At 66.8% G+C, this 20,118-nt stretch carries 18 protein-coding genes, 1 tRNA gene and 1 other RNA gene; 9 read left to right on the top strand and 11 right to left on the bottom strand.

The features are described 5' to 3' along the window. Nucleotides 1-177 precede the first annotated feature (177 nt). On the bottom strand, nucleotides 178-789 hold the full coding sequence (gene recR, locus ORI27_RS17465; protein ID WP_265998227.1) for a recombination mediator RecR: 612 nt from the start codon (nucleotides 787-789) through the stop codon (nucleotides 178-180). Between the two features lie 5 nt (nucleotides 790-794). Then, a complete protein-coding gene (locus tag ORI27_RS17460; RefSeq protein WP_265998239.1) occupies nucleotides 795-1,127 on the bottom strand; it encodes a YbaB/EbfC family nucleoid-associated protein in 333 nt (110 codons plus the stop codon). A gap of 158 nt (nucleotides 1,128-1,285) precedes the next feature. On the opposite strand from ORI27_RS17460, the gene ORI27_RS17455 reads away from it, so the two are divergent. After that, nucleotides 1,286-2,041, top strand: coding sequence for an Rv3717 family N-acetylmuramoyl-L-alanine amidase (locus ORI27_RS17455; RefSeq protein WP_407666342.1), 756 nt, complete (start codon nucleotides 1,286-1,288; stop codon nucleotides 2,039-2,041). 10 nt (nucleotides 2,042-2,051) lie between these two features. On the opposite strand, the gene ORI27_RS17450 is transcribed toward ORI27_RS17455, so the two are convergent. Beyond that, nucleotides 2,052-2,489, bottom strand: a complete 438-nt coding sequence (locus ORI27_RS17450) for an SRPBCC family protein (RefSeq protein WP_265998226.1) — start codon at nucleotides 2,487-2,489, stop codon at nucleotides 2,052-2,054. Nucleotides 2,490-2,580: 91 nt separating this feature from the next. On the opposite strand from ORI27_RS17450, the gene ORI27_RS17445 reads away from it, so the two are divergent. Both ORI27_RS17445 and ORI27_RS17440 read left to right on the top strand, forming a co-directional pair. Next, on the top strand, nucleotides 2,581-3,954 hold the full coding sequence (locus tag ORI27_RS17445; RefSeq protein WP_265998225.1) for an FAD-binding oxidoreductase: 1,374 nt from the start codon (nucleotides 2,581-2,583) through the stop codon (nucleotides 3,952-3,954). After that, nucleotides 3,951-5,264 carry a class I SAM-dependent methyltransferase gene (locus ORI27_RS17440; protein WP_265998224.1) on the top strand — a complete coding sequence of 438 codons (1,314 nt, stop codon included), beginning with the start codon at nucleotides 3,951-3,953 and terminating at the stop codon, nucleotides 5,262-5,264. The genes ORI27_RS17445 and ORI27_RS17440 overlap by 4 nt, the downstream gene beginning before the upstream one ends. Before the next feature lie 15 nt (nucleotides 5,265-5,279). Here ORI27_RS17440 and ORI27_RS17435 read toward each other — a convergent pair whose 3' ends face one another. From ORI27_RS17435 to ffs, 5 genes are all read right to left on the bottom strand, one after another. After that, nucleotides 5,280-5,648 (bottom strand): heme-binding protein, encoded by a 369-nt coding sequence (locus ORI27_RS17435; RefSeq protein WP_265998223.1) that lies wholly within the window; start codon nucleotides 5,646-5,648, stop codon nucleotides 5,280-5,282. A gap of 72 nt (nucleotides 5,649-5,720) precedes the next feature. Beyond that, nucleotides 5,721-6,275 (bottom strand): PhnD/SsuA/transferrin family substrate-binding protein, encoded by a 555-nt coding sequence (locus ORI27_RS17430; RefSeq protein ID WP_265998237.1) that lies wholly within the window; start codon nucleotides 6,273-6,275, stop codon nucleotides 5,721-5,723. Between the two features lie 83 nt (nucleotides 6,276-6,358). Continuing rightward, nucleotides 6,359-8,224: a DNA polymerase III subunits gamma/tau gene (locus tag ORI27_RS17425; RefSeq protein ID WP_265998222.1), complete on the bottom strand. Its 1,866-nt coding sequence runs from the start codon at nucleotides 8,222-8,224 to the stop codon at nucleotides 6,359-6,361. A 9-nt stretch (nucleotides 8,225-8,233) separates the two neighbouring features. Then, nucleotides 8,234-9,529: an aminotransferase class I/II-fold pyridoxal phosphate-dependent enzyme gene (locus ORI27_RS17420; protein ID WP_265998221.1), complete on the bottom strand. Its 1,296-nt coding sequence runs from the start codon at nucleotides 9,527-9,529 to the stop codon at nucleotides 8,234-8,236. Between the two features lie 14 nt (nucleotides 9,530-9,543). Continuing rightward, nucleotides 9,544-9,640: signal recognition particle sRNA small type (gene ffs / locus ORI27_RS17415), an RNA gene on the bottom strand. Nucleotides 9,641-9,718: 78 nt separating this feature from the next. Between ffs and ORI27_RS17410 the strand changes: the two genes are divergently transcribed. From ORI27_RS17410 to ORI27_RS17400, 3 genes are all read left to right on the top strand, one after another. After that, nucleotides 9,719-9,804: transfer RNA gene (locus ORI27_RS17410), tRNA-Ser, on the top strand. A gap of 87 nt (nucleotides 9,805-9,891) precedes the next feature. Beyond that, complete coding sequence (locus tag ORI27_RS17405) at nucleotides 9,892-10,659, top strand: hypothetical protein (RefSeq protein ID WP_265998220.1); 768 nt, start codon at nucleotides 9,892-9,894, stop codon at nucleotides 10,657-10,659. A 99-nt stretch (nucleotides 10,660-10,758) separates the two neighbouring features. Continuing rightward, nucleotides 10,759-11,829, top strand: coding sequence for an NAD(P)H-dependent amine dehydrogenase family protein (locus ORI27_RS17400; RefSeq protein ID WP_265998219.1), 1,071 nt, complete (start codon nucleotides 10,759-10,761; stop codon nucleotides 11,827-11,829). A gap of 12 nt (nucleotides 11,830-11,841) precedes the next feature. On the opposite strand, the gene ORI27_RS17395 is transcribed toward ORI27_RS17400, so the two are convergent. After that, complete coding sequence (locus tag ORI27_RS17395; RefSeq protein ID WP_265998218.1) at nucleotides 11,842-13,803, bottom strand: alpha/beta hydrolase family protein; 1,962 nt, start codon at nucleotides 13,801-13,803, stop codon at nucleotides 11,842-11,844. On the opposite strand from ORI27_RS17395, the gene ORI27_RS17390 reads away from it, so the two are divergent. Beyond that, nucleotides 13,748-14,467, top strand: a complete 720-nt coding sequence (locus ORI27_RS17390) for a hypothetical protein (RefSeq protein ID WP_266074004.1) — start codon at nucleotides 13,748-13,750, stop codon at nucleotides 14,465-14,467. The genes ORI27_RS17395 and ORI27_RS17390 overlap by 56 nt on opposite strands. Before the next feature lie 108 nt (nucleotides 14,468-14,575). On the opposite strand, the gene ORI27_RS17385 is transcribed toward ORI27_RS17390, so the two are convergent. After that, nucleotides 14,576-15,919, bottom strand: a complete 1,344-nt coding sequence (locus ORI27_RS17385) for a PecA family PE domain-processing aspartic protease (RefSeq protein ID WP_265998216.1) — start codon at nucleotides 15,917-15,919, stop codon at nucleotides 14,576-14,578. Here ORI27_RS17385 and ORI27_RS17380 point away from each other — a divergent pair. After that, nucleotides 15,897-16,244, top strand: a complete 348-nt coding sequence (locus ORI27_RS17380) for a hypothetical protein (protein ID WP_265998215.1) — start codon at nucleotides 15,897-15,899, stop codon at nucleotides 16,242-16,244. The genes ORI27_RS17385 and ORI27_RS17380 overlap by 23 nt on opposite strands. Before the next feature lie 252 nt (nucleotides 16,245-16,496). Here the strand turns inward: ORI27_RS17380 and ORI27_RS17375 are convergent, their stop codons facing one another. Then, nucleotides 16,497-18,743 carry an Ig-like domain-containing protein gene (locus ORI27_RS17375; RefSeq protein ID WP_265998214.1) on the bottom strand — a complete coding sequence of 749 codons (2,247 nt, stop codon included), beginning with the start codon at nucleotides 18,741-18,743 and terminating at the stop codon, nucleotides 16,497-16,499. 142 nt (nucleotides 18,744-18,885) lie between these two features. On the opposite strand from ORI27_RS17375, the gene ORI27_RS17370 reads away from it, so the two are divergent. After that, complete coding sequence (locus ORI27_RS17370; RefSeq protein ID WP_265998213.1) at nucleotides 18,886-20,118, top strand: cytochrome P450; 1,233 nt, start codon at nucleotides 18,886-18,888, stop codon at nucleotides 20,116-20,118.

Raw genomic sequence — 20,118 nt, 5'->3', positions numbered from 1 at the left:
AAACAAGGCGGGCCAGGAGTCACAGGAGTCGCCAAGCGCTCCAACATCCCAGCCCGCTATACCCAAGCCTACGACGAGCCCACAAGTAGCTTGACTTCAGTTAGGAACTCAGCTCGCCGAGATCGACGAAATGTCGCGATCTACTCGTACTTCCGCTGCGAAACGTCGGTTTGGGCGTCAAGTGAAAACGCGGCGGCCGGACAGCGCGCGGCCCAGCGTCAGCTCATCGGCGAACTCCAAGTCACCGCCCATCGGCAAGCCCGAGGCGATACGTGACACGGTGAGGCCCGGAATGTCGCGCAGGATCCGCACCAGATAGGTGGCCGTGGCCTCACCCTCGGTGTTCGGGTCCGTCGCGATGATCACCTCGGTGATGTCCACACCGTCGACGCGTTCGCCAATTCTGTTGAGCAGCTGACGAATTCGCAACTGATCCGGCCCGATGCCGGACAACGGGTCGAGTGCGCCGCCCAGCACGTGGTAACGTCCGCGGAACTCGCGGGTGCGTTCGACAGCTTGGACGTCCTTGGGTTCCTCCACCACACACACCTGCGATCCGTCGCGGCGGGCGTCGCTGCAGATGCGACACCGCTCCGCATCGGACACGTTGCCGCACACCTCGCAGAACTGAACGCCGTCACGAACCCTGCCCAGCGCCGCGGTCAACCGGTCGATGTCGGGCGGCTCCACCGACAGCAGGTGGAACGCGATCCGCTGCGCGCTCTTGGGACCGACGCCCGGCAGCTTGCCGAGCTCGTCGATCAGATCCTGGACAGGCCCTTCGAACAACTAAGTCAGGCCTCCGGCAGGCCCGGCGACCCGGCCTGATTGGCCAGGGGTCCCAGATGCGTCTGCGCCAGGATGGCGAACTGGCGGGCCGCGTCGGCGATCGCCCCGACGATGAGATCCTGCAGCGTCTCGACGTCGGCCGGGTCGACGACCTTCGGGTCGATCTGCACCCCCACGACTTCCCCGCTGCCCTTCATGGTCACCTGAACCAGGCCCCCACCGGCCTGGCCGTGAACCTCGGAGGCGGCCAGCGCGGCCTGGGCTTCCATCAGCTTCTGCTGCATCTCCTGGGCCTGCGCAAGGGCGGCCTGCAGACCCGGCATCAACTGGTCCCGCATCTGCTCCGCCCGCTCTCGAAACCCCTCCAGGTTGGGTATCTCACCGGGTTGCATGACGGTCTCCTTGCGTCTCGGTCTCGACTTGGTTTCGCCTGCGGTTTAGGGCGGTCAGCGACTTCAAGCCTAGACGGCGAAGAGTTACGGTGACGCGCGTGCTCATGTCCACCCGCACGCGTGTCGTCGCCGCGGCATGCACCACGATGCTGGTGCTCGCATCGACGGTGACCAGTCCCCTGGCCCACGCGGTACCCAACATCGCCGGGATGATCGTGTTCCTCGACCCCGGCCACAACGGCGCCAACGACGCGTCGATGACCAAGCAGGTGCCGACCGGCCGCGGCGGCACCAAGGACTGCCAGACGTCGGGCACCGCCACCAACGACGGGTTCGGAGAGCACACGTTCAACTGGGACACCGTGCTGTTGATCCGGCAGATGCTGACCCAGCTCGGTGTGCGTACCGCCATGTCACGCGGTAACGACGATCAGGTGGCGGCGTGCATCGACGAGCGCGCCGCGGTGGCCAACTCGCTGCGACCCAACGCGATCGTGTCCATCCACGCCGACGGCGGCCCGGCGACCGGCCGCGGCTTTCACGTCAACTACTCCAGTCCGCCGCTGAACCAGGCCCAAGCGGGGCCCTCGATCCAGCTCGCCCGGATCATGCGCGATCAACTCGTCGCGTCCGGACTGCCGGCCGCCAACTACATCGGCTCCGACGGTCTGTACGGACGCTCCGATCTCGCCGGGCTGAACCTGGCCCAATACCCCGCCGTGCTGGTCGAGCTCGGCAACATGAAGAACCCGGCCGACTCGGGGCTGATGGAAACCCCGGAGGGCCGCCAGAAGTACGCGGCCGCCGTCGTTGCGGGCATCGCGGCGTTCCTGGCTACCCAGCCGCCGCGCACCAGCTAGCGGATCGTCATCACGCTTCGACGACCTTCTTCAGGTTGACCAGCACCTCGTCCTGAATCCGCCGCAGGCCCAGCGGTGCGAACGTCTTCTCGAAGAAGCCCCCGATGCCGCCCGCACCGTTCCAGGTGGTCTTGAGAGTGACGCTGGCGCCCGGGCCGGCCGGCGCGACGGTCCAGTTGATCACCATCGACGAGTTGGCATCCTTCTCGATGACGGTATGGCCGGCCACGTCGACGACGGCCTGCACCTCGCGCACCCGCGACTTGGTGGCCTGCAGCTTCCACTTCGCGACCGTGCCCTGCCCCTGGCCACCCTGCAGCACCTGATAGTCGCTGTACTGCGGGGACAGGATCTTCGGGCGCACGCCCTGGTAGTCGGCGATCGCGGTGAGCACGGCCGCCGGCTCGGCGTCGATCAAGATCGTACTGGCGGCGCTGACCTGTCCCATCAGGCAATACTCCTCGAGGTGATGGCGGGTTCCGATGTGATCCACCAGCCATGCGGTCGCATCGGCTGTGGCTGCGGACTAGCGTAGTCGTGTGCCTGTTTCCACAGCACTGACAGCTCACGCAGATGGCGTGGACCGGCTCCTGGCCAGTTACCGCGCCATACCTCCGAACGCCTCGGTGCGGCTGGCCAAACCCACCTCCAACCTCTTCCGCGCACGCACCAGACGCGACGCCCCCGGCCTGGACACCTCGGGACTCACCGACGTGATCTCCGTCGACCAGGCAGCCAGGACCGCCGACGTCGCCGGGATGTGCACCTACGAAGACCTGGTCGCCGCGACCCTGCCCTACGGCCTGTCCCCGCTGGTGGTTCCCCAACTCAAGACGATCACCCTGGGCGGGGCGGTGACCGGGCTGGGCATCGAGTCGGCATCATTCCGCAACGGCCTGCCGCACGAGTCGGTCCTCGAGATGGACATCCTCACCGGTGCAGGAGAATTGGTCACCGCGAGCCGGGAACAACATCAGGACCTTTTTCGCAGTTTCGCCAATTCCTATGGAACCCTTGGCTATTCGGTGCGGCTGAAGATCGAGCTGGAGCAGGTCAAGCCGTTTGTCGCACTCAAGCACCTGAGGTTTCACACGCTGGCCGACCTGATCGCGGCGATGGACCGCATCATCGAGACCGGCGGCTACGAAGGGGTGCGGGTCGACTACCTCGACGGTGTGGTCTTCAGCGCCGACGAGAGCTACCTGTGCCTGGGCCTGCAGACGTCCACCGCCGGCGCGGTCAGCGACTACACCGGCCAGGACATCTACTACCGGTCCATTCAGCACGCCAACGGGGTGAAAGACGACCGCCTGACCACCCATGACTACCTGTGGCGTTGGGACACCGACTGGTTCTGGTGCTCCCGGGCCTTCGGTGCGCAGAACCCGACGTTGCGCCGGTTCTGGCCGCGCCGCTACCGGCGCAGCAGCTTCTACTGGAAGTTGATCGGCTACGACCAGAAGTTCAATATCGCCGACCGGATCGAGGCCCGCCATGGCCGCCCGCCGCGCGAACGGGTGGTCCAGGACGTGGAGGTGCCGCTCAACCGGTGCGTCGAGTTTCTGGACTGGTTCTTGACCAACGTCCCCATCGAGCCGGTCTGGCTGTGCCCGCTGCGGTTACGCGACCCGGGGGGCTGGCCGCTGTATCCGCTGCGCTCGGGCCATACCTACGTCAACATCGGGTTCTGGTCGTCGGTGCCGATGGGCCCCACACCGGGCTACACCAATCGGCTCATCGAGAAGAAGGTCAGCGACCTCGACGGACACAAGTCGCTGTACTCCGACGCCTACTACAGCCGCGAAGAGTTTGACGATCTCTACGGCGGCGAAACCTACAAGACCGTAAAAAAGACCTACGATCCGGATTCACGGCTGCTTGACCTCTACGCAAAGGCGGTGCAGAGACAATGACGACCTTCCATGAGAATGCGGCGCATGCGCCGGGGAAGCTGAGCCTGGCCGAGATCCTGGAGATCTTCGCCGCCGGCGGCGAGCTGCCATTGAGGTTCACCGCGTACGACGGCAGCACCGCCGGACCCGATGACGCCGAGCTGGGCCTGGACCTGCTCACTCCGCGCGGCACCACCTATCTGGCCACCGCTCCAGGCGATCTGGGCTTGGCACGGGCTTATGTGGCGGGCGACCTCGAAACCCACGGCGTGCATCCCGGCGACCCGTACGAGCTGCTCAAGGCGCTCGCCCAGAATCTCGACTTCAAGCGGCCGCCGGCACGGGTGCTGGTCGACATCGTCCGCTCGATCGGTATCGAGCACCTCAAGCCGATCGCCCCGCCGCCGCAGGAGGCGCTGCCGCGGTGGCGGAGGTTCGCCGAGGGACTGCGCCACAGCAAGAAGCGCGACGCCGACGCCATCCACCATCACTACGACGTGTCCAACACGTTCTACGAGTGGGTGCTCGGCCCCTCGATGACCTACACCTGCGCCTGCTATCCCAGCGCGGAGGCCACCCTCGAGGAGGCGCAGGAGAACAAGTACCGCCTGGTGTTCGAGAAGCTGCGGCTGGCGCCCGGCGACCGGCTCCTCGACGTCGGCTGCGGGTGGGGCGGCATGGTGCGTTACGCGGCGCGTCACGGCGTCAAGGCCATCGGTGTCACGCTGTCGCGCGAGCAGGCGACCTGGGCGCAGAAAGCGATCGCCGAGCAGGGCCTGGCCGACCTGGCCGAGGTGCGCCACAGTGATTACCGCGATGTGCTGGAGAGCGGATTCGACGCGGTGTCCTCGATCGGTCTGACCGAGCACATCGGGGTGACCAACTATCCGGCGTACTTCGGCTTCCTCAAAACAAAGCTGCGGGTGGGCGGGCTGCTGCTCAACCACTGCATCACCCGCCCGGACAACAAGACCGGCCCCAGCGCCGGGGGGTTCATCGACCGCTACGTGTTCCCCGACGGTGAGCTGACCGGCTCGGGCCGGATCATCACCGAGGCCCAGGACGTGGGTCTGGAGGTGGTGCACGAGGAGAACCTGCGCCACCACTACGCGATGACGCTGCGTGACTGGTGTGCCAACCTCGTCGAGCACTGGGACGAGGCGGTCGAGGAGGTCGGCCTGGCCACCGCCAAGGTGTGGGGTCTCTACATGGCCGGGTCGCGGCTGGGTTTCGACACCAACGTGGTGCAGCTGCACCAGGTGCTGGCGGTCAAACTCGACGAGAAGGGCGGCGACTCGGGGCTGCCGCTGCGGCCGTGGTGGACGGCCTAACCTTATGGTCGGGAATTAAACGGCCGACCCGGGCAGCTGCCCACAGCGAGTCTTGATGTCCAGCAACGGTTGCCGAATGCCGGTGATATCGGCTGCCGTCTGCGGATTGGCGGCCAGGTAGTCCTTCACCTTCGCAAGGACCTGCGCGCGGGGGACGCCGGCCAGGCCGGTGAAGAACGCGTTCACGTCCGGATGGGTGAACAGGTAGGCCGACGTCGCGGCCTGCACACCCATCCGCACACCTTCCATGTCGGCGGCGGTGCAGTTCGGCTGCGGATTGGGGTTGGGATCTGCTGCTGCGGAGGGGATCTGGCCGAACATGCCGATCGCTATCGCACCGAATCCAGCCAGCCAAGCCACTAGTCGACGAGTGTCGATGGTCATGTCTCGACGGTAGGGGGTCGTGCGCACGCGCGCTCCTCGGCACAGGAAAGCCACAGTGCGCGACGAGATCGCTCACAGTGTCACGGGCAGCGTGTCCAGATCCGCGAAGAAGCGCGCCACGTCGGACTCGACGAACGGCGTGAAGCCCCCATACACGGCGTCGGGCGTCGGCTGCCACGCCACAAGCGCGTCGAGCAGTGTCCGCAGGAAGCTCTCCTCGATACCGTCGCGCACCACGATCAGGGCACCGGTGGCGTCGTCGTAGCGGCCGATGATCTTGGTCGTTTCGGCGTTGGCCGGCGTCGTCTTCCAGACGTCCTCGAGCACCACGGTGGCACGCATGTCCCCGGCGGTGACGGCGTCGATCTGGCCCTGCCGCGGCGTCGTCGGCTGCAGAGTGACGTCACGCAGCGATAAACCCAAGCCCCGCAATAGAATTGCCAAGGCAAAGTAGCTCGACGTGCACGAAGAGTTGAGATAGGCGAACGACGCACCGGCGAGGTCGGCCAGGCAGGTGGCCGGATCGTCCTTGCGTACCACCAGAACACTGGGCAGCCTGGTCGCCCCGGTGAACTTCGACGTGACGGTCGGAAACCCGCGGTAGCGCCGATCGCCGGTCGAGAGCAGCGGGGAAAGACCTCACTCCACGGTTTCTCGCCGGGAAGCAGCCCCAGGTTTTCGTCGATCAGGAAGCTGCGCAACGGAGGTCGTCAGCCGTCGATGCGGCGAGCACCCAACTCGCTCTGCAACAACTCGAGGGCCACTTCTTCGGGATCACGCCGCGGGCCGGTGTCCTCGTCGCGGCCGACCTCGGCGATCATGCTGTCCTCTTCGGCGCGCTGGGCGTCGACCGGATCGGGTTCGGGCTCGGGTGGCAGCGGCTCGGCCTCTTGCACGGGCTGGCCCACCCCGACCTCACAGCGCACCTTCCAGTCCACGCCGAGCGCATCCTTGAGGGCGTCGCGGATGACGTCGGCGTTGCGCTGTTCGCACAGCCGCTTGGCCAGCGGAGCCGACTCGTGGCCGAGGATCAGGGTGTTGTTCTCGACCGCGCGCACGATCGCGCCGGCCAGCATCACCTCGGTGGTGCGGCTGCGTTGCTTGACCTTTTCCCGCACCGTCGACCACATGCTGCGCACCGCGGCCGCACCCGGCTCGCCCGTGGTGGCGGCTGGTGGTGCGGCCGGAGCTGTCGCCGGCGGCGGAGGGGCAGTCGGTTCGGGCGCCGGGACGGGCCGGGCGACCGGCTCCGGCTTGGCGACGGGTTCGGGCTTGGCCACCGGTTCCGGCCGGGCCACCGGCTCGGGTTTGGCGATCGGCTCGGCCTTGGGCTCCGGTGCGGCCGGCGCCGTCTGAGTCTTGCGTACGTACTGCTTGGCCGGCGCCGTGGAACTCGTCGCCGCCTCGCCCGCCGGGATCGAGATGTCCATCCTGGTTTCGATGCGCTCGATGCGCTGCAGCAGTGCCGACTCGGTGTCGCTGGCCGACGGCAGCAGCAGCCGGGCGCATACCACCTCGAGCAGCAGTCGCGGAGCAGTTGCGCCGCGCATCTCCCCCAGCCCGCCGTGCACCACCTCGGCGTAGCGGGCCAGCGTCGCCGGACCGATGCGGGCGGCCTGATCGCGCATCCGGTCCAGGATGTCATCGGGCGCATCGACAACGCCGCGGCTGGCGGCATCCGGAACTGCCTGCAGCACAATCAGATCCCGGAACCGTTCGAGGAGGTCGGTACCGAACCGGCGGGGATCGTGACCGGCGTCGATCACCGACTCCACCGCACCGAACAGTGCGGCGGCGTCACCGGCGGCCAGTGCGTCGACCGCATCGTCGATCAGGGCCACATCGGTGGCGCCCAGCAGCGCCAGCGCCCGCTGATAGTGCACCCGGTTTTCTTCGGCACCGGCCAGCAGCTGGTCCAGCACGCTCAACGTATCGCGGGGGGAACCACCCCCGGCCCGGATGACGAGCGGGTACACCGCGTCGTCGATGTTGACGCTCTCCGACGCGACGATCTTCTCGATCAGCGTGCGCATCGTCTTCGGGGCCAGCAGCCGGAACGGGTAGTGATGCGTGCGTGACCGGATCGTCGGCAGCACCTTCTCCGGCTCGGTGGTGGCGAACACGAAGATCAGGTGCTCGGGCGGTTCCTCGACGATCTTGAGCAGCGCGTTGAAGCCCGCGGTGGTGACCATGTGCGCTTCGTCGACGATGAAGATGCGGTAGCGCGACTGTGCGGGCGCGTAGAACGCCCGGTCACGCAGTTCCCGGGTGTCATCGACACCACCGTGGCTGGCGGCGTCGAGTTCGACGACGTCAACCGAGCCGGGGCCGTTGGGGGCCAGCGCCACGCAGGAATCGCACACCCCGCAGGGCATCGGAGTCGGTCCCTGTTCGCAGTTCAGCGAGCGGGCGAGAATGCGCGCCGAGGACGTCTTACCGCAGCCACGCGGGCCGGAGAACAGGTACGCGTGGTTGATCCGATGCGCCGCGAGCGCGGTGGACAGCGGTTCGGTGACGTGCTCCTGGCCCACCACCTCGGCGAAGGTTGCCGGCCGATACTTTCGGTAGAGCGCCACGGGTGAAGGCTACCGACCCTGTGTGACAGCGGTGGATCCCAACAGGTCCTCGGTGGCCGCCAGGAGCGCGCAGGTCGCCAGACCGTCGATCGCGTCGCTCAGATCCGATAACGGCGGGAAGGTCGGAGCGATACGAATGTTCTTGTCGTCAGGGTCTTTTCGATACGGGAACGACGCTCCGGCCTCGGTCACCGCGATGCCGGCATCCTTGGCCAGGGCAACGGTGCGCTTGGCCGTGCCGGGACGGACGTCGAGGCTGATGAAGTACCCGCCCTTGGGCTCGGTCCAGGAGGCGATCTTGGAGTCCGAGAGCCGCTTGTCGAGGATATCGAGGGCCAGCGCGAACTTCGGCGCGAGTAGCGCCTGGTGCCGCAGCATGTGCAGGCGCACCCCGTCGGCGTCTTTGAAGAACATCAGATGCCGCAGGTGGTTGACCTTGTCGGGGCCGATCGACTTCTTGCCCGCGTACTGCAGATACCAGGCGATGTTGCCCAGCGAGCCCCCGAAGAAGCTGACCCCGCCGCCTGCGAAGGTGATCTTCGATGTCGAGGCGAACACGTAGGGCCGGTTGGGGTGCCCGGCCTTGTCGGCCAGTCCAATGATGTCGACCTGGCGCGGGAAATCCAGCGTCAGGGTGTGCACGGCGTAGGCGTTGTCCCAGAACAACCGGAAATCCGGTGCGGCGGTGTGCATCTGAACCAGCCTGCGGACAACTTCCCAGGAGTAGGTGGTGCCGGTCGGGTTGGAGAAGACCGGTACACACCACATGCCCTTGATCGCCGGGTCGGCGGCGACGAGTTCCTCGATGAGATCGACATCCGGGCCCTCCTCACCCATCGGGACGCCGATCATCTCGATGCCATAACTCTCGGTGATCGCGAAGTGGCGGTCGTACCCCGGTGCCGGGCACAAGAACTTCACCACCGGCTCCTGAACCCAGGGCCGTGGCGAGTCCACGCCGCCGTGCAGCAGCGAGAACACCACGATGTCGTGCATCAGCTCCAGGCTGGCGTTGTTGCCGGCGATGAGGTTGGGCACCGGGATGCCGAGCAGGTCGCTGAACACCGAGCGCAGGCCGGGCAGGCCGTGCAGGCCGCCGTAGTTGCGGGTGTCGGTCCCGTCCTCGTCGCGGTACTGCTCGCCGGGCAGGCTCAACAACGCGTTCGACAGATCGAGCTGCTGGGCCGAGGGTTTACCGCGGGTGAGGTCCAGCGACAGCTTCTTGGCCTGCAGGTCGGCGTAGTTCTGCCGCTGCACGTCGTGCTGGGCTCGCAGTTCATCGGGGCCCAGGGACAAAAACGACACCGTGCGCCTTTCAAACGAGGGGGACCCCGCGCACCCGCCAGAGCCCATTGACCCTTGCTGCCTTCCGGCCCTGGGGGAGTTCACAGGATAGACGCCGCGCGGGGTCCATCGCGAGTGTAATACCCGCGCACGCCCGGCCTGTCAGGCAGCTGGGCCAAGGGACTTCCCGAGTCGGCTACCATGGCCGACGGAGGATTCGCCTAGTGGCCTATGGCGCTCGCCTGGAACGCGGGTTGGGTTAACAGCCCTCAGGGGTTCAAATCCCCTATCCTCCGCACCTGTCCGAGGTGCGATCGGGGGATCACAAGTGCCTGATCGCACCTCGGATTTCAATGCTTCTAGAGATGTCTGGGCGGAGGGGTATGGGGCGCGTCGCCGCGACTGCAGTGCACCTCACGTTGTGGGTGCTGTCCGGCGCCCTGTACTTCCTGTTCGTCCTGCCCCGCTGGTGGGAGCTGATGGGCGACACCTCGCACACGCTGGGCACAGTGCTGCGCATCGTGACCGGGGTGGTCATGGCGCTCTCGGCGCTGCCGGTACTGATCACCCTGCTGCGCACCCGCAGGCCCGAGTGCGGCACTGTGCAGCTGGCGCTGCGGCTGCGGCTGTGGTCGGTGATCCTGCACGTGCTGGCCGGCGTGCTGATCGTCGGGACGGCCGTCGCCGAGATCTGGGTCAGCCTGGCGAGCGGCGGACCATGGTTGTTCGGGGTCTACGGCGCGGCCGCCGCGATCGCGATCCTGGCGTTGCTGGCGTTCTACCTGGCCTACACCGCCGAGCTGCCACCCAAGCCGCCCAAGGCGCCGAAGCCCAAGAAAGCGAAGCGGGCGAAGAAGAGGCGCGGCAAGGCCGACGACCTCGACGAGAACGACGGGGCCGCCGAGACCACCGAAGACGCCGGGGTTGACTCCGACGAGCAGCCGGGAGAGACCGAAGAGGCCGGCGAGCCTGCCGTCGGGGACGAACAGCCCGCCGAGGTGTCGGTGGATGCCGAGCCCGAGCCGGAGGCCGCACCGGAGCCGGAAGCCGAACAATCCGGCGGCCTGCGCAACAAGCGTCCGACCGGCAAGGCGAACCATCGCCTGCGCCGACGCGATCGCGGCAACGTCGCTGTCGACGAAGCGGAGTAACCGGCGCCGTCGTCGAGATCGACGTTGTGGCGCGATTCTCTCGAACTTCTCCACCCAAACGTCGGTTTGGGCGACGGGCGCGCACCCTATGCTGAGCGAGTGCCCAACAACTCCCCCTATCGGGTCGTCCAGTGGACTACCGGCAATGTCGGAAAGAGCTCGGTGAAGGCGATCGCCGCCAACCCGACCCTCGAGCTCGTCGGCTGTTACGCATGGTCGGCGGACAAAGCCGGCCGTGATGTCGGTGAACTGGTCGGCATCGAGCCGCTCGGGGTCACCGCGACCAACGACGTCGACACCCTGCTGGCACTGAAGCCGGACTGCGTGGTCTACAACCCGATGTGGATCGATGTCGACGAACTGGTCCGGATCCTGTCGGCCGGCGTCAACGTGGTCGCTTCGGCGTCGTTCATCACCGGTCAAAACCTCGGCGAAGGACGGGCCCGCATCGAAGAGGCGTGCAAGGCGGGCGGGTCGACGATGTTCGGCTCGGGAGTCAGCCCCGGCTTCGCCGAACTGCTGGCGATCGTCGCCGCCACCGCCTGCGATCGGGTCGACAAGGTCACCATCGCCGAGTCCGCCGATACCACCCTCTACGACTCACCCGACACCGAGCGGCCGGTCGGATTCGACATGCGCATCGACGATCCGGAATTGCAGCCGATGGCCGCGAAGGGCACCGCGGTGTTCGCCGAGGCCGTGCAGTTGGTCGCCGACTCGCTCGGAGTCGAACTGGACGAGATCAAGTGCGTGGCCGAGTACGCACAGACCACCGAGGATCTACCGATGGCGTCGTGGACCATCAAGGCCGGACATGTGGCCGGTGTCTATGCCAGCTGGCAGGGCATCGCAAACGGCAAGACCGTCATCGACATCAATGTCCGATGGAAGAAGGGCACGACGCTCGAACCGGATTGGCAGCTCGACGGCGACGGCTGGAAGATCACCATCGACGGCCGACCCACGGTCAACATGCAGGTCGGATTCCTGCCGCCGATGGACATGATCGAGAACGCCACGTCGCTCGAAGACTTCTTCGTGCTGGGGCACATCATGACGGCGATGCCGCCGATCCACGCGATTCCCGCCGTCGTCGCGGCGCCCCCCGGAATCGCCACCTACAACGACCTGAGCCTGCCGAAGGCCCGCGGCGTGGTGCCCGGACCCTAGGACGGGCTGCCGCTATTGCTCCGGTGTGACCGTGGCCGGCGTCTGCAACGTCAGGCCGATGTTGGAGACGTTGATCACGCCGAACGAGGTGAAGTTCTCATACGCCGTGGCCGAACTGGTGATCTGCAGCGTCAGATCGCCGGGGGTGACCGGGTCGTCCGACGTGTAGACGATGTTCTCCATATCGACGGTGACGCTGCGGGTGCGCCCGTCCAGAATGACCGGCACCGGCGTGACGAGGTTGCCCACCACCAGGCCGGTGTTGTTGTCCACCAGCTGGGCGTAGACGAAACGGCTCGTCCCCAGGCCCTGGTAGTCGAAGCTCAGCGTCGGCGCCCCCACCGTCTGATCCAGCCCGGTCAGGTCCAGGTCGACGTTGATGGCGTTACTGGCCTTCGACGCCAGCCCCAGCGAGTACGGGATCGACGCCTGCGGCGCCGGTCCGGAACCGCCGATGATCGGCACGATCCCCAACGTGCCGCCCGAAGCGCCGGTGGCGGCAGTGAAATCCGAGCCGAAGAACTGGCTGCCTTCGGTCGGCAGGAAGGCGGACTGATACCAGTTCCCTAACTGATCGGTGTACTGGAAGTTCGGCGACACCGAGACCGCTTCACCCTTGACGTACTGGTCCAGCCAGGACAGCGCCGCGTCCAGGTTGCGGGTCCCGGTGGTGTCGGTGGTCAGGCAGACCCCGTGGCCGACGCAGGACCAAATCATGTGAACGGGCACCCCCGGTGCCAGCGCCTCGGCATTGTCGATGGCCTGCTGCAGGGTGAAGAGCACATCGATCGTGCCCTGTTCGAACAGCGTCGGCGCGCTGATGTTCGGCACCACGAAGTCGGGCCCGCTGCTGGACAGCACGGCTTGCGCGGTATTCGACAGCCAACCCAGCAGCACGCCGGTGGTGACACCGAGGTAGATCTGGTTGTTGATCCGGGCGTTGCTCAGCACCAGCGACAACAGCAGCAGCGATGAGTACGACGTCTTGAACGCCTTGTCCGGGTAGAGCGCATCGTTCAGCGAGTTCCAGGCGATACCCGGGACGATGGCGTCGATCCGGGAGTCGGTGCCGGCCGAGACCAGCTGGATACCGCCGCCGTAGGAGCCGCCCACCATGCCCACTTTGGGATCATTGGTCGCGTCGAGCGCGGACGTCGGCTGGGTGGCGATCCAGTTGATCATCGCGGTGACGTCGCGGCCCTCGAAGGCCGGGCTGTCGAGCTGCAGGATGCCGCCAGAGGCGAATTCACCGCGAGGATCCCAGGTGACGACGTTGTACCCGGCGTCACGCAGCGACTGCACACCCGGGGTGAGCTCGTCGATCCCGTACGTCGTGTACGGGTCGGTCTGGCCGGCAGTGGCCAGACCGGGGCCATTGAGGATCGTCGGCGCCAGGTCACCGGCCGGGACTCCGTCGGGTCCGAGCGTCGAGGCCGGGAACCAGTTGAGGCTGATCAGTGTGCCGTCGAAGGACGGCATCTTGTAGGTGAACGCCAGCGGATCACCCATCGGGTTGTCCACCGACGGATTCGGCGTGAAGGTGACGACCTGCGAATACCCGATGACGGGCGCCAGCAGCGTACCGAGCACCGGGGTCTGGTGAATGACGACGAGCACCTGCGGGACGAAACCGCCCAGGATCGGGATGCTCTCGAGTGCCTTGTCGAACTGTGTCTTCTCGGCCACCAGGATCTTGAACTGTTCACTGCCCGAGGCGAGGATCGACTGGTTCGGCAGGTAGCTGAAATTGCCCAGCACGTAGTTGGAGTCGTCCTCGCTGGAGAACGTGACCTTGCCGCCCGCGCTCGGACCGCTGACCAGGGTGTAGGTGAGCGTGTTGCCGGTGGACGTCATCGCCCCCGTGCTGCCGTTGTAGATGCCGTCGACGATGCCCAGTGACGGGTTGACCGTGATGGGGTTGGCGGCGGTCAGCGACGACGTGGTCGGCTGCGCCGATGAGGTCGTACTCGTCACGGCGGCTTCGCGCCGGGCGAATGCCGCCAACGCCAGCGCCAGCGGCGAGTCCGCCGGCACGGTGGGCAGGCCGCCGGAGAACGGGTCGAGCACATCGTGCACACCGGAGATCGACGCCGCCGGGGCGAGAGCTGACGCGCTGGGCGACACCGAGGCGACCGACGTCACCGATCCGACCGTCGAGCTCGCCGACGGCGTGGTCGGGTCCGCATTGCCGGTCGGCTCGCCGGACTGCACAGCCGACGACGATCCGGCGTTGTTTGCCGCCGCACCAGAGGAATCGGTCGTCTGGGCCGAGACGGCCGAGCTGGTACGCGACTGTGCCGTACTGGCCTTCGAGTGCTTCGACCCGGTCTTGGCGCCGCCGGTGCTGACGACCCGGCCCGAACTCGCGCGGTGGGTCCGCTTCGAGGCCGCGGTCGCCGCGGACGCCCCCTTGGAGCCCGCACTCGCCGACCCCGATGTCGAGGAATTTCCGCCGGAAGAGCTGGAATTCGAGCTCGTCGCCGACGATCCCGTAGACGAGTCGGCGAACGCGACACCGTATCCCGTGGAGAACAGCGCGGCGCCGACCCCGAGTGCTACCGCCAAACCGCCGACCCGACCGACAAACCTCGAAGCGCCCATGACTGTCTACCTCCCGACCAACGGCGACGTTGCCTGAACGGAGGGTAACGCTGACGACAACCCGGGGTTTGCGGAATACCTGAATCGTCGACGTCGAATTTGCTGACCGCACCGGCGCGAACGAATCGCGTTCAGCGCCAAACAATCAGGCGTAGTCGAAATCGGTGGAACCGAGACCACCTGGCGCGGTGTAGTTGATGTAGACCGGACCGTGCTGGAACGGCACGTACCCGGTGTTGATCAGCCCGCTGGTGATCAGCGTGGGCCGGTTCTGCGAGGTGACGAGGTAGGAGTACAGCAACACCCCGTCCTGCGTGTACACCGAGATCCGGGTCCCCACCGGCAGGCTGCTGGCCACCGAGGTCAGCATGGTGCCGTACACGCCGCCGGAGTCGATGATCGCGCCGACGGTCTGCTGCGACCCGTTGTTGATCTTCACGTTCAGATACGAGATCGGGGCGCCGGCCACCGAGACCCGGGTCGGCAGCGGGTTGGGGCCGAACACCATCACTCCGGCCACCCCGAGGATCAAGCCCTGATAGAGGAACACACCGTCGCTGAGTTCACCCGGCAGCGCGGCGGTCGGAATACTTGGGCCCGGTCCATATGCATTGGCACCGATGCCAAGAACTCCGGAAGCACCACCGAGCTGGTGGAAGAAGGCCAGGGCGTCCGCTGCGTCCGCTGCGTCGACGATGTTGACGCTGGTGGGCTCGGTGACGATGCCGTGTCCGAAGTCCACCGTCGTGGTGTACGTCGTGTAGCTGTAGGTCAGCCCACCGCTGTAGCCGCTCGTTCCGGTGCCGGTCGGATCGCCGAGCGGTTCGGCGTCACCCACCGAGGCCATGGTGACCACCAGTCCCGAGGAACCGGTGTCGACGAGTACGGGCGTGCTCTGCCCGCCGTTGATCGAGATGTAGACGATCGGCTCGGTGATCGACCGCATGGTCACCGGGACCAGTGCGTACACCCGGCCGTTCTGGGCCGCCGTGCTGACCAGGTTCTGCACACCAGTGATGCCGCCCGTCCCCTCGAGGGCACCGACCAGAGGCAGGAACAGACCCGCGCCGCTCAGCGAGGTGGTGGCCATGGTGGGGAGCAACAACGCGCCCAGCAGGCCGACCCCGGCCAACTCATGCACGATCGGGATGCCGGAGGTGCTGGCGTAAAGCGACTGGGCACCGGGCGTTGCGGTTTCCCAGGTGTCCAATGCCCACGCGGCCTGTGCGAGAAGTATCTGGGGGGCGATCGCGACCACGCCCGCGGCGACATTGCCGCTGCCCCATGTCTGTTGCTGCAGCAGTGACTGGGCCTGGGCGATCTGCTGCTGGGCGAGGTTCACCGCGACACCGGCCACAATCGGATCCGACGGCAGCCAAGACGTGCTGCTGGGTGTGGAATCGGCCGCGGGGACGGCGTCGCCGGATGTCGTCGCCGCGGTGTCGGCATCGGACGTCGTCGCCGCGGTGTCAGCATCGGACGTCGTCACGGAGGTATCGCTGTCGGACGTCGTCGCGGTGGTGGCGGGCACCCGGGCGGAACGGCCCGTCCCTGAACTGGCCGTCGTCGTCACCGAAGTCTCGGTAGCTTCGGCTGCCACGGTCGTTGTCGCGGTGACGTTGCTCGCCGCGGCGGGCGACACCTTGCGGGAACTGACGTTTCCGCCCGACGAGGAGACAGCGCTGCTGCGGGCCGAGTGCGCGGTGGTCTTCTTCGCGGTCGCCGAATCGCTGGCGGTCGAGGACGCCGAACTGTTGTCCGAGCCGCTCGAGGACGCCTTGCCCGCTCCCGACCCGGCACCGGTGTCGGCATAGGCAACAGCGGACCCGCTGGCCAGGGCCGCGCCGATGCCCAGGGTCACAGCACCGGCACCGAGCCACGCGTACGGCTGGCGATTACTCCGGCAGGCACGATGCTTGCCGCCCGAACGGACCGGCCGGCTTCCGCTGTGCCTCATCATTTCCCCTTCATGCCGCAACGGCGGCGATGGCTGATTGGCGCCATCACTAGTTTGCTGAGTGTCTACCACAATGAGTCGCTACGGCAATACCCAACCCGCCTCAGCGTTAGCTATGAATCCGCCAGCCGATGGCCGGGTCGACGAGGATTCCGGACACGTCGACGACCTCGAAGGCGTTCATTCCGATGGTGTTCAGTTCGGCCTGGGCGGTGAGGTGCTCGGAGCCGGCCCAGCCATTGCTCATCGCGAGAAGCTTCGCGCCGTCCTGGCCGGGACCGGTCGAGTCGTAGATGACGGCGCCGTGTTCCTGCAGCGCCCGCAGGACGACCTGGGTCGTCGCGGAGTACCCGGACATGTCGAAATCGGCTCGCAGGCGCAGCACGCTGCCCATCGGGACTCCGTCCGGACTGACGCCGCTCCCGTCTCCCGAGCCGGCCGGCCAGGTATAGCCGGCGCCCCGGTCTTTGGCGATGACGATGCCGAGCATGTGGTCGATGCTGCCGCGGGCCAGATCGTCGGGACGCAGGATGATCGGCAGATACGGCAGGTGCGACGCGTTGGCCCAGCCGATGGTCGGGTACAGCGCAGAGCTCATGTCGTAGTGCACGCCCGCCTCGGCGATCCACTTCGACCCGTACCGAACGCGGTAGAGAAAGTTGCCGATCCTGTCGAGAAGGCTGTTGGCCGGCATTTCGACGCCGTTGGCGACGTTGTAGAGCTCCTGGGAGACGCAGGTTCCCTCCTGGAACACCAGCAGGTGACGATCCCAGGCCGGGAGCGACGGCATGCCCTCGACGAGGGGACGGTTCGGAATCGCGTACGGCCGGCTGTCGATGCTGGGCCCGCTGGTCGAATATCCGCGGTTGAAGACCACCGTCTCGGTGGGATGGGCCGCACCCACCACGTTGACGGGCATGCCGCCGGTGCTCTTCATCCACATGTTGCCCCAGTTGGCGCCCAGGGTGGCGCCGCGGTTTGCGCCGAGCATGTCGAGCCACCCGTCGGATTGCGCCAGCACCGGAAGGTCGCTGAGGTCAGCGTGGAAGATCGTGTCGGCCGGCATCAGGGTGCAGCCACAGAATGTGGTGAGCCCGTCGGCGCCGATCGTGTTACTGGGGCTGACGGTGATGGTGACCGCGACTTCGGTGATACCGCCATGCCCGTCGGCCAGAGTGACCGAGAACGCGTCCACCTTGTCCGTGCTCGGCCCGGGGAACACCGCGGCTTTGGCACGCGCGGCCACCGTGGGCGTGTAGGTGAAGTTGCCGTCGGCATTGACGACGACCGAGCCCTTGGCTGTCGTGACCGACCCGGCGAAGGTGATCTGGTCGCCGTCGGCGTCGCCGCCGACCACCGTGCCCGTGACGACACCGGTGGTCACGTCGCGCGGACCGATGGTGGCCTTTCCGGTGGGTGCGCTGTTCTTCGGGCTGATCGCCACGGTCACCGGAACGGCCAGGATTCCGCCATGGCCGTCGTCGACGGTGACGGTGAACGTGTCGGTGGTGTCGATGCCGGCGGCGGCGACATGCCGGGCTTCCGGGGTAGGTGTGTACGTGAAAGCGCCACCGCCGTTGACACTCACGGCGCCGCCTTTGGCGGTGGTGGGGTCGACGCTGTAGAACAGGCGGTCTTTGTCGGCATCCCGGCCCGCGACCTTGCCGTAGACCACGCCGGCATTGGGGTTGGGCGCCTTCACGCTGATCTTGGCGGTGGGCACAACGTTCTTCGGTGTGATCGGCACGGTTACCGCCGTGGTAGCCGCCAAACCGGCGGGGTCGGTGACGACGAGGTTCACCGTGTCGGCGGTGAGCAGGGCGTCGGCGTTGGCGATCGACGCGTTGTGGCGGGCCAGCGCGGTCGGGGTGTAGGTGAAGATACCCGCGGTGTTGATGGTCACCTTGCCCTTGCCCGATGCGCTGGCCCGATAGGTGATCCTGTCGCCGTTCGGGTCGCCGGCGTCGACCGTTCCGGTGAGCGTCCCGGTGGTCGGTGTTGGCGTGCTCAGTGTGACGGACCTGATGACCGGCGCCGCATTGACGACGGCCGCGGCCACCTCTGGTCGCCGAACGACCGACAGCACCGCCCACGACAGCGGCGAGTCAGGCGAGGGCGTGCGCGGTCGCGGAACGCCGCGGGTCGCGGTCTTGAGCCGTGGAAGCGTCGAAATACGTTGACCGGCAGCGGGTTTCTTCCCCGAATTCGACGCACCCCGGGTGTTGGCATGGCCCGAGCCCGACCCGTCCAACGGCGCGGCTGATGCCACCCCCGGACTCGCGGCGGCCACCGCAGCGCCCAGCCCCAGAGCAACCGCAAGTCCGGCGATTCGTCCCGCATTGGCTTTCGTGGCCATCGTCGCCCCTCCCCCAAGACGCGGCTCAACGATAGCGAGGCCGGCTGTCGGTTCCCGGGGAAATCAACGAAATGCCTGACGGGACAGTAGGTGGTCGAGTGTATGGTCCATATGACGCCTTCCGGAGGACGCGGAGCCGCAGTTGGACGACATTGACCTGGCCGACCTGGATCGGTTCACAGCCGGCTTCCCCTACCACGTCTTCGACGATCTGCGCCGAGACGCACCTGTCTGGTGGCATCCGCCGACTGCGCACACCCCGGGCGGTGAAGGTTTCTGGGTGCTCAGCCGCTATGCCGATATCGTCTCCGCGGCCGGGGACGATGCGACGTTCTCGTCGGAGACCGGCGGTGATCGCGACGGTGGCGGCACGACGCTGGAGGACATGCCGATGGAGTTCGCCGTCGGCGCCCTGCTGAACATGATGGACGACCCGCGGCACGCACAGTTCCGCCGTCTCCTGACACCCAGCACGACACCTCGCGCGCTGCGGGCGATCGAAGCCGACCTCCGGCGCCGGGCGATCGACATCGTCGATGCGGCCGTCGCCAAGGGCGAATGCGACTTCCTCATCGACGTGTCAGCCGAGCTGCCGCTACAGGCTGTCGCTGAATTGGCGGGTGTACCGCAAGCCGATCGACACGAGTTGATGAACTGGGCCAACGTCACACTCGACTACGAGGGTCGCGAGGTCGGTGAGGTCAGCGAGCGGATGGCTCAGGCTCAGGCCCAGATGTTCACATACGGAACAAACCTGCTGGTACGCAAGCGATCCGAGCCACCGGCCAGCGATCTGCTATCCATCGTCACGCACGCGCTGATCAACGGTGAACCCCTCAGCGAGAACGAGCAGCGGCTGTTCCTGAGCCTGATCGTGGCCGCCGGCAGCGAGACGACGCGCAACTCGATAGCCATCGCCACGGCGGCGCTCAGCGAGCGGCCGCAGACGTGGGAACGGTTGCGTGACAACCGTGAGCTGCTTCCGACGGCCGTCGAGGAGATGCTCCGCTGGGCGTCGTCGACTCCCTATAACCGGCGCACGGCCACACGGGACGTCGAGCTGCACGGTCAACAGATCAGGGCCGGCGACAAGGTCACGCTGTGGTGGGCATCGGCCAACCGGGACGAGACGGTATTCGCAGGCCCGTACAACTTCGACATCGACCGAAATCCGAACCCACACCTGGCCTTTGGGCGTGGGGTTCATTTCTGTCTCGGAGCGTCTCTGGCCAGGATGGAGATGCGGGTGATGTTCGACGTACTGCTGGACCGCGTCGAGTCGGTGACCCTGACCGGACCCATCGAGTACGTTCGCAGCAACAAGCACAGCGGAGTCCGGCACATGCCCGTCACGATCAATCCCCTTGGGGATTGA

Origin of the sequence: Mycobacterium pinniadriaticum (assembly GCF_026242045.1) — a bacterium.
Taxonomy (GTDB): domain Bacteria; phylum Actinomycetota; class Actinomycetes; order Mycobacteriales; family Mycobacteriaceae; genus Mycobacterium; species Mycobacterium pinniadriaticum.
Note: the sequence above shows the minus strand (reverse complement) of the source record. Positions and strands in the feature narration are given on the sequence as shown.

Coding starts and splice junctions, on each gene's coding strand:
- ORI27_RS17455 (WP_407666342.1), top strand. CDS start 1,286: ATGTCCACCCGCACGCGTGTCGTCGCCGCGGCATGCACCACGATGCTG.
- ORI27_RS17435 (WP_265998223.1), bottom strand. CDS start 5,648: ATGACCATCGACACTCGTCGACTAGTGGCTTGGCTGGCTGGATTCGGT.
- ORI27_RS17450 (WP_265998226.1), bottom strand. CDS start 2,489: ATGGGACAGGTCAGCGCCGCCAGTACGATCTTGATCGACGCCGAGCCG.
- ORI27_RS17460 (WP_265998239.1), bottom strand. CDS start 1,127: ATGCGGGACCAGTTGATGCCGGGTCTGCAGGCCGCCCTTGCGCAGGCC.
- ORI27_RS17405 (WP_265998220.1), top strand. CDS start 9,892: ATGGGGCGCGTCGCCGCGACTGCAGTGCACCTCACGTTGTGGGTGCTG.
- ORI27_RS17440 (WP_265998224.1), top strand. CDS start 3,951: ATGACGACCTTCCATGAGAATGCGGCGCATGCGCCGGGGAAGCTGAGC.
- ORI27_RS17375 (WP_265998214.1), bottom strand. CDS start 18,743: ATGGCCACGAAAGCCAATGCGGGACGAATCGCCGGACTTGCGGTTGCT.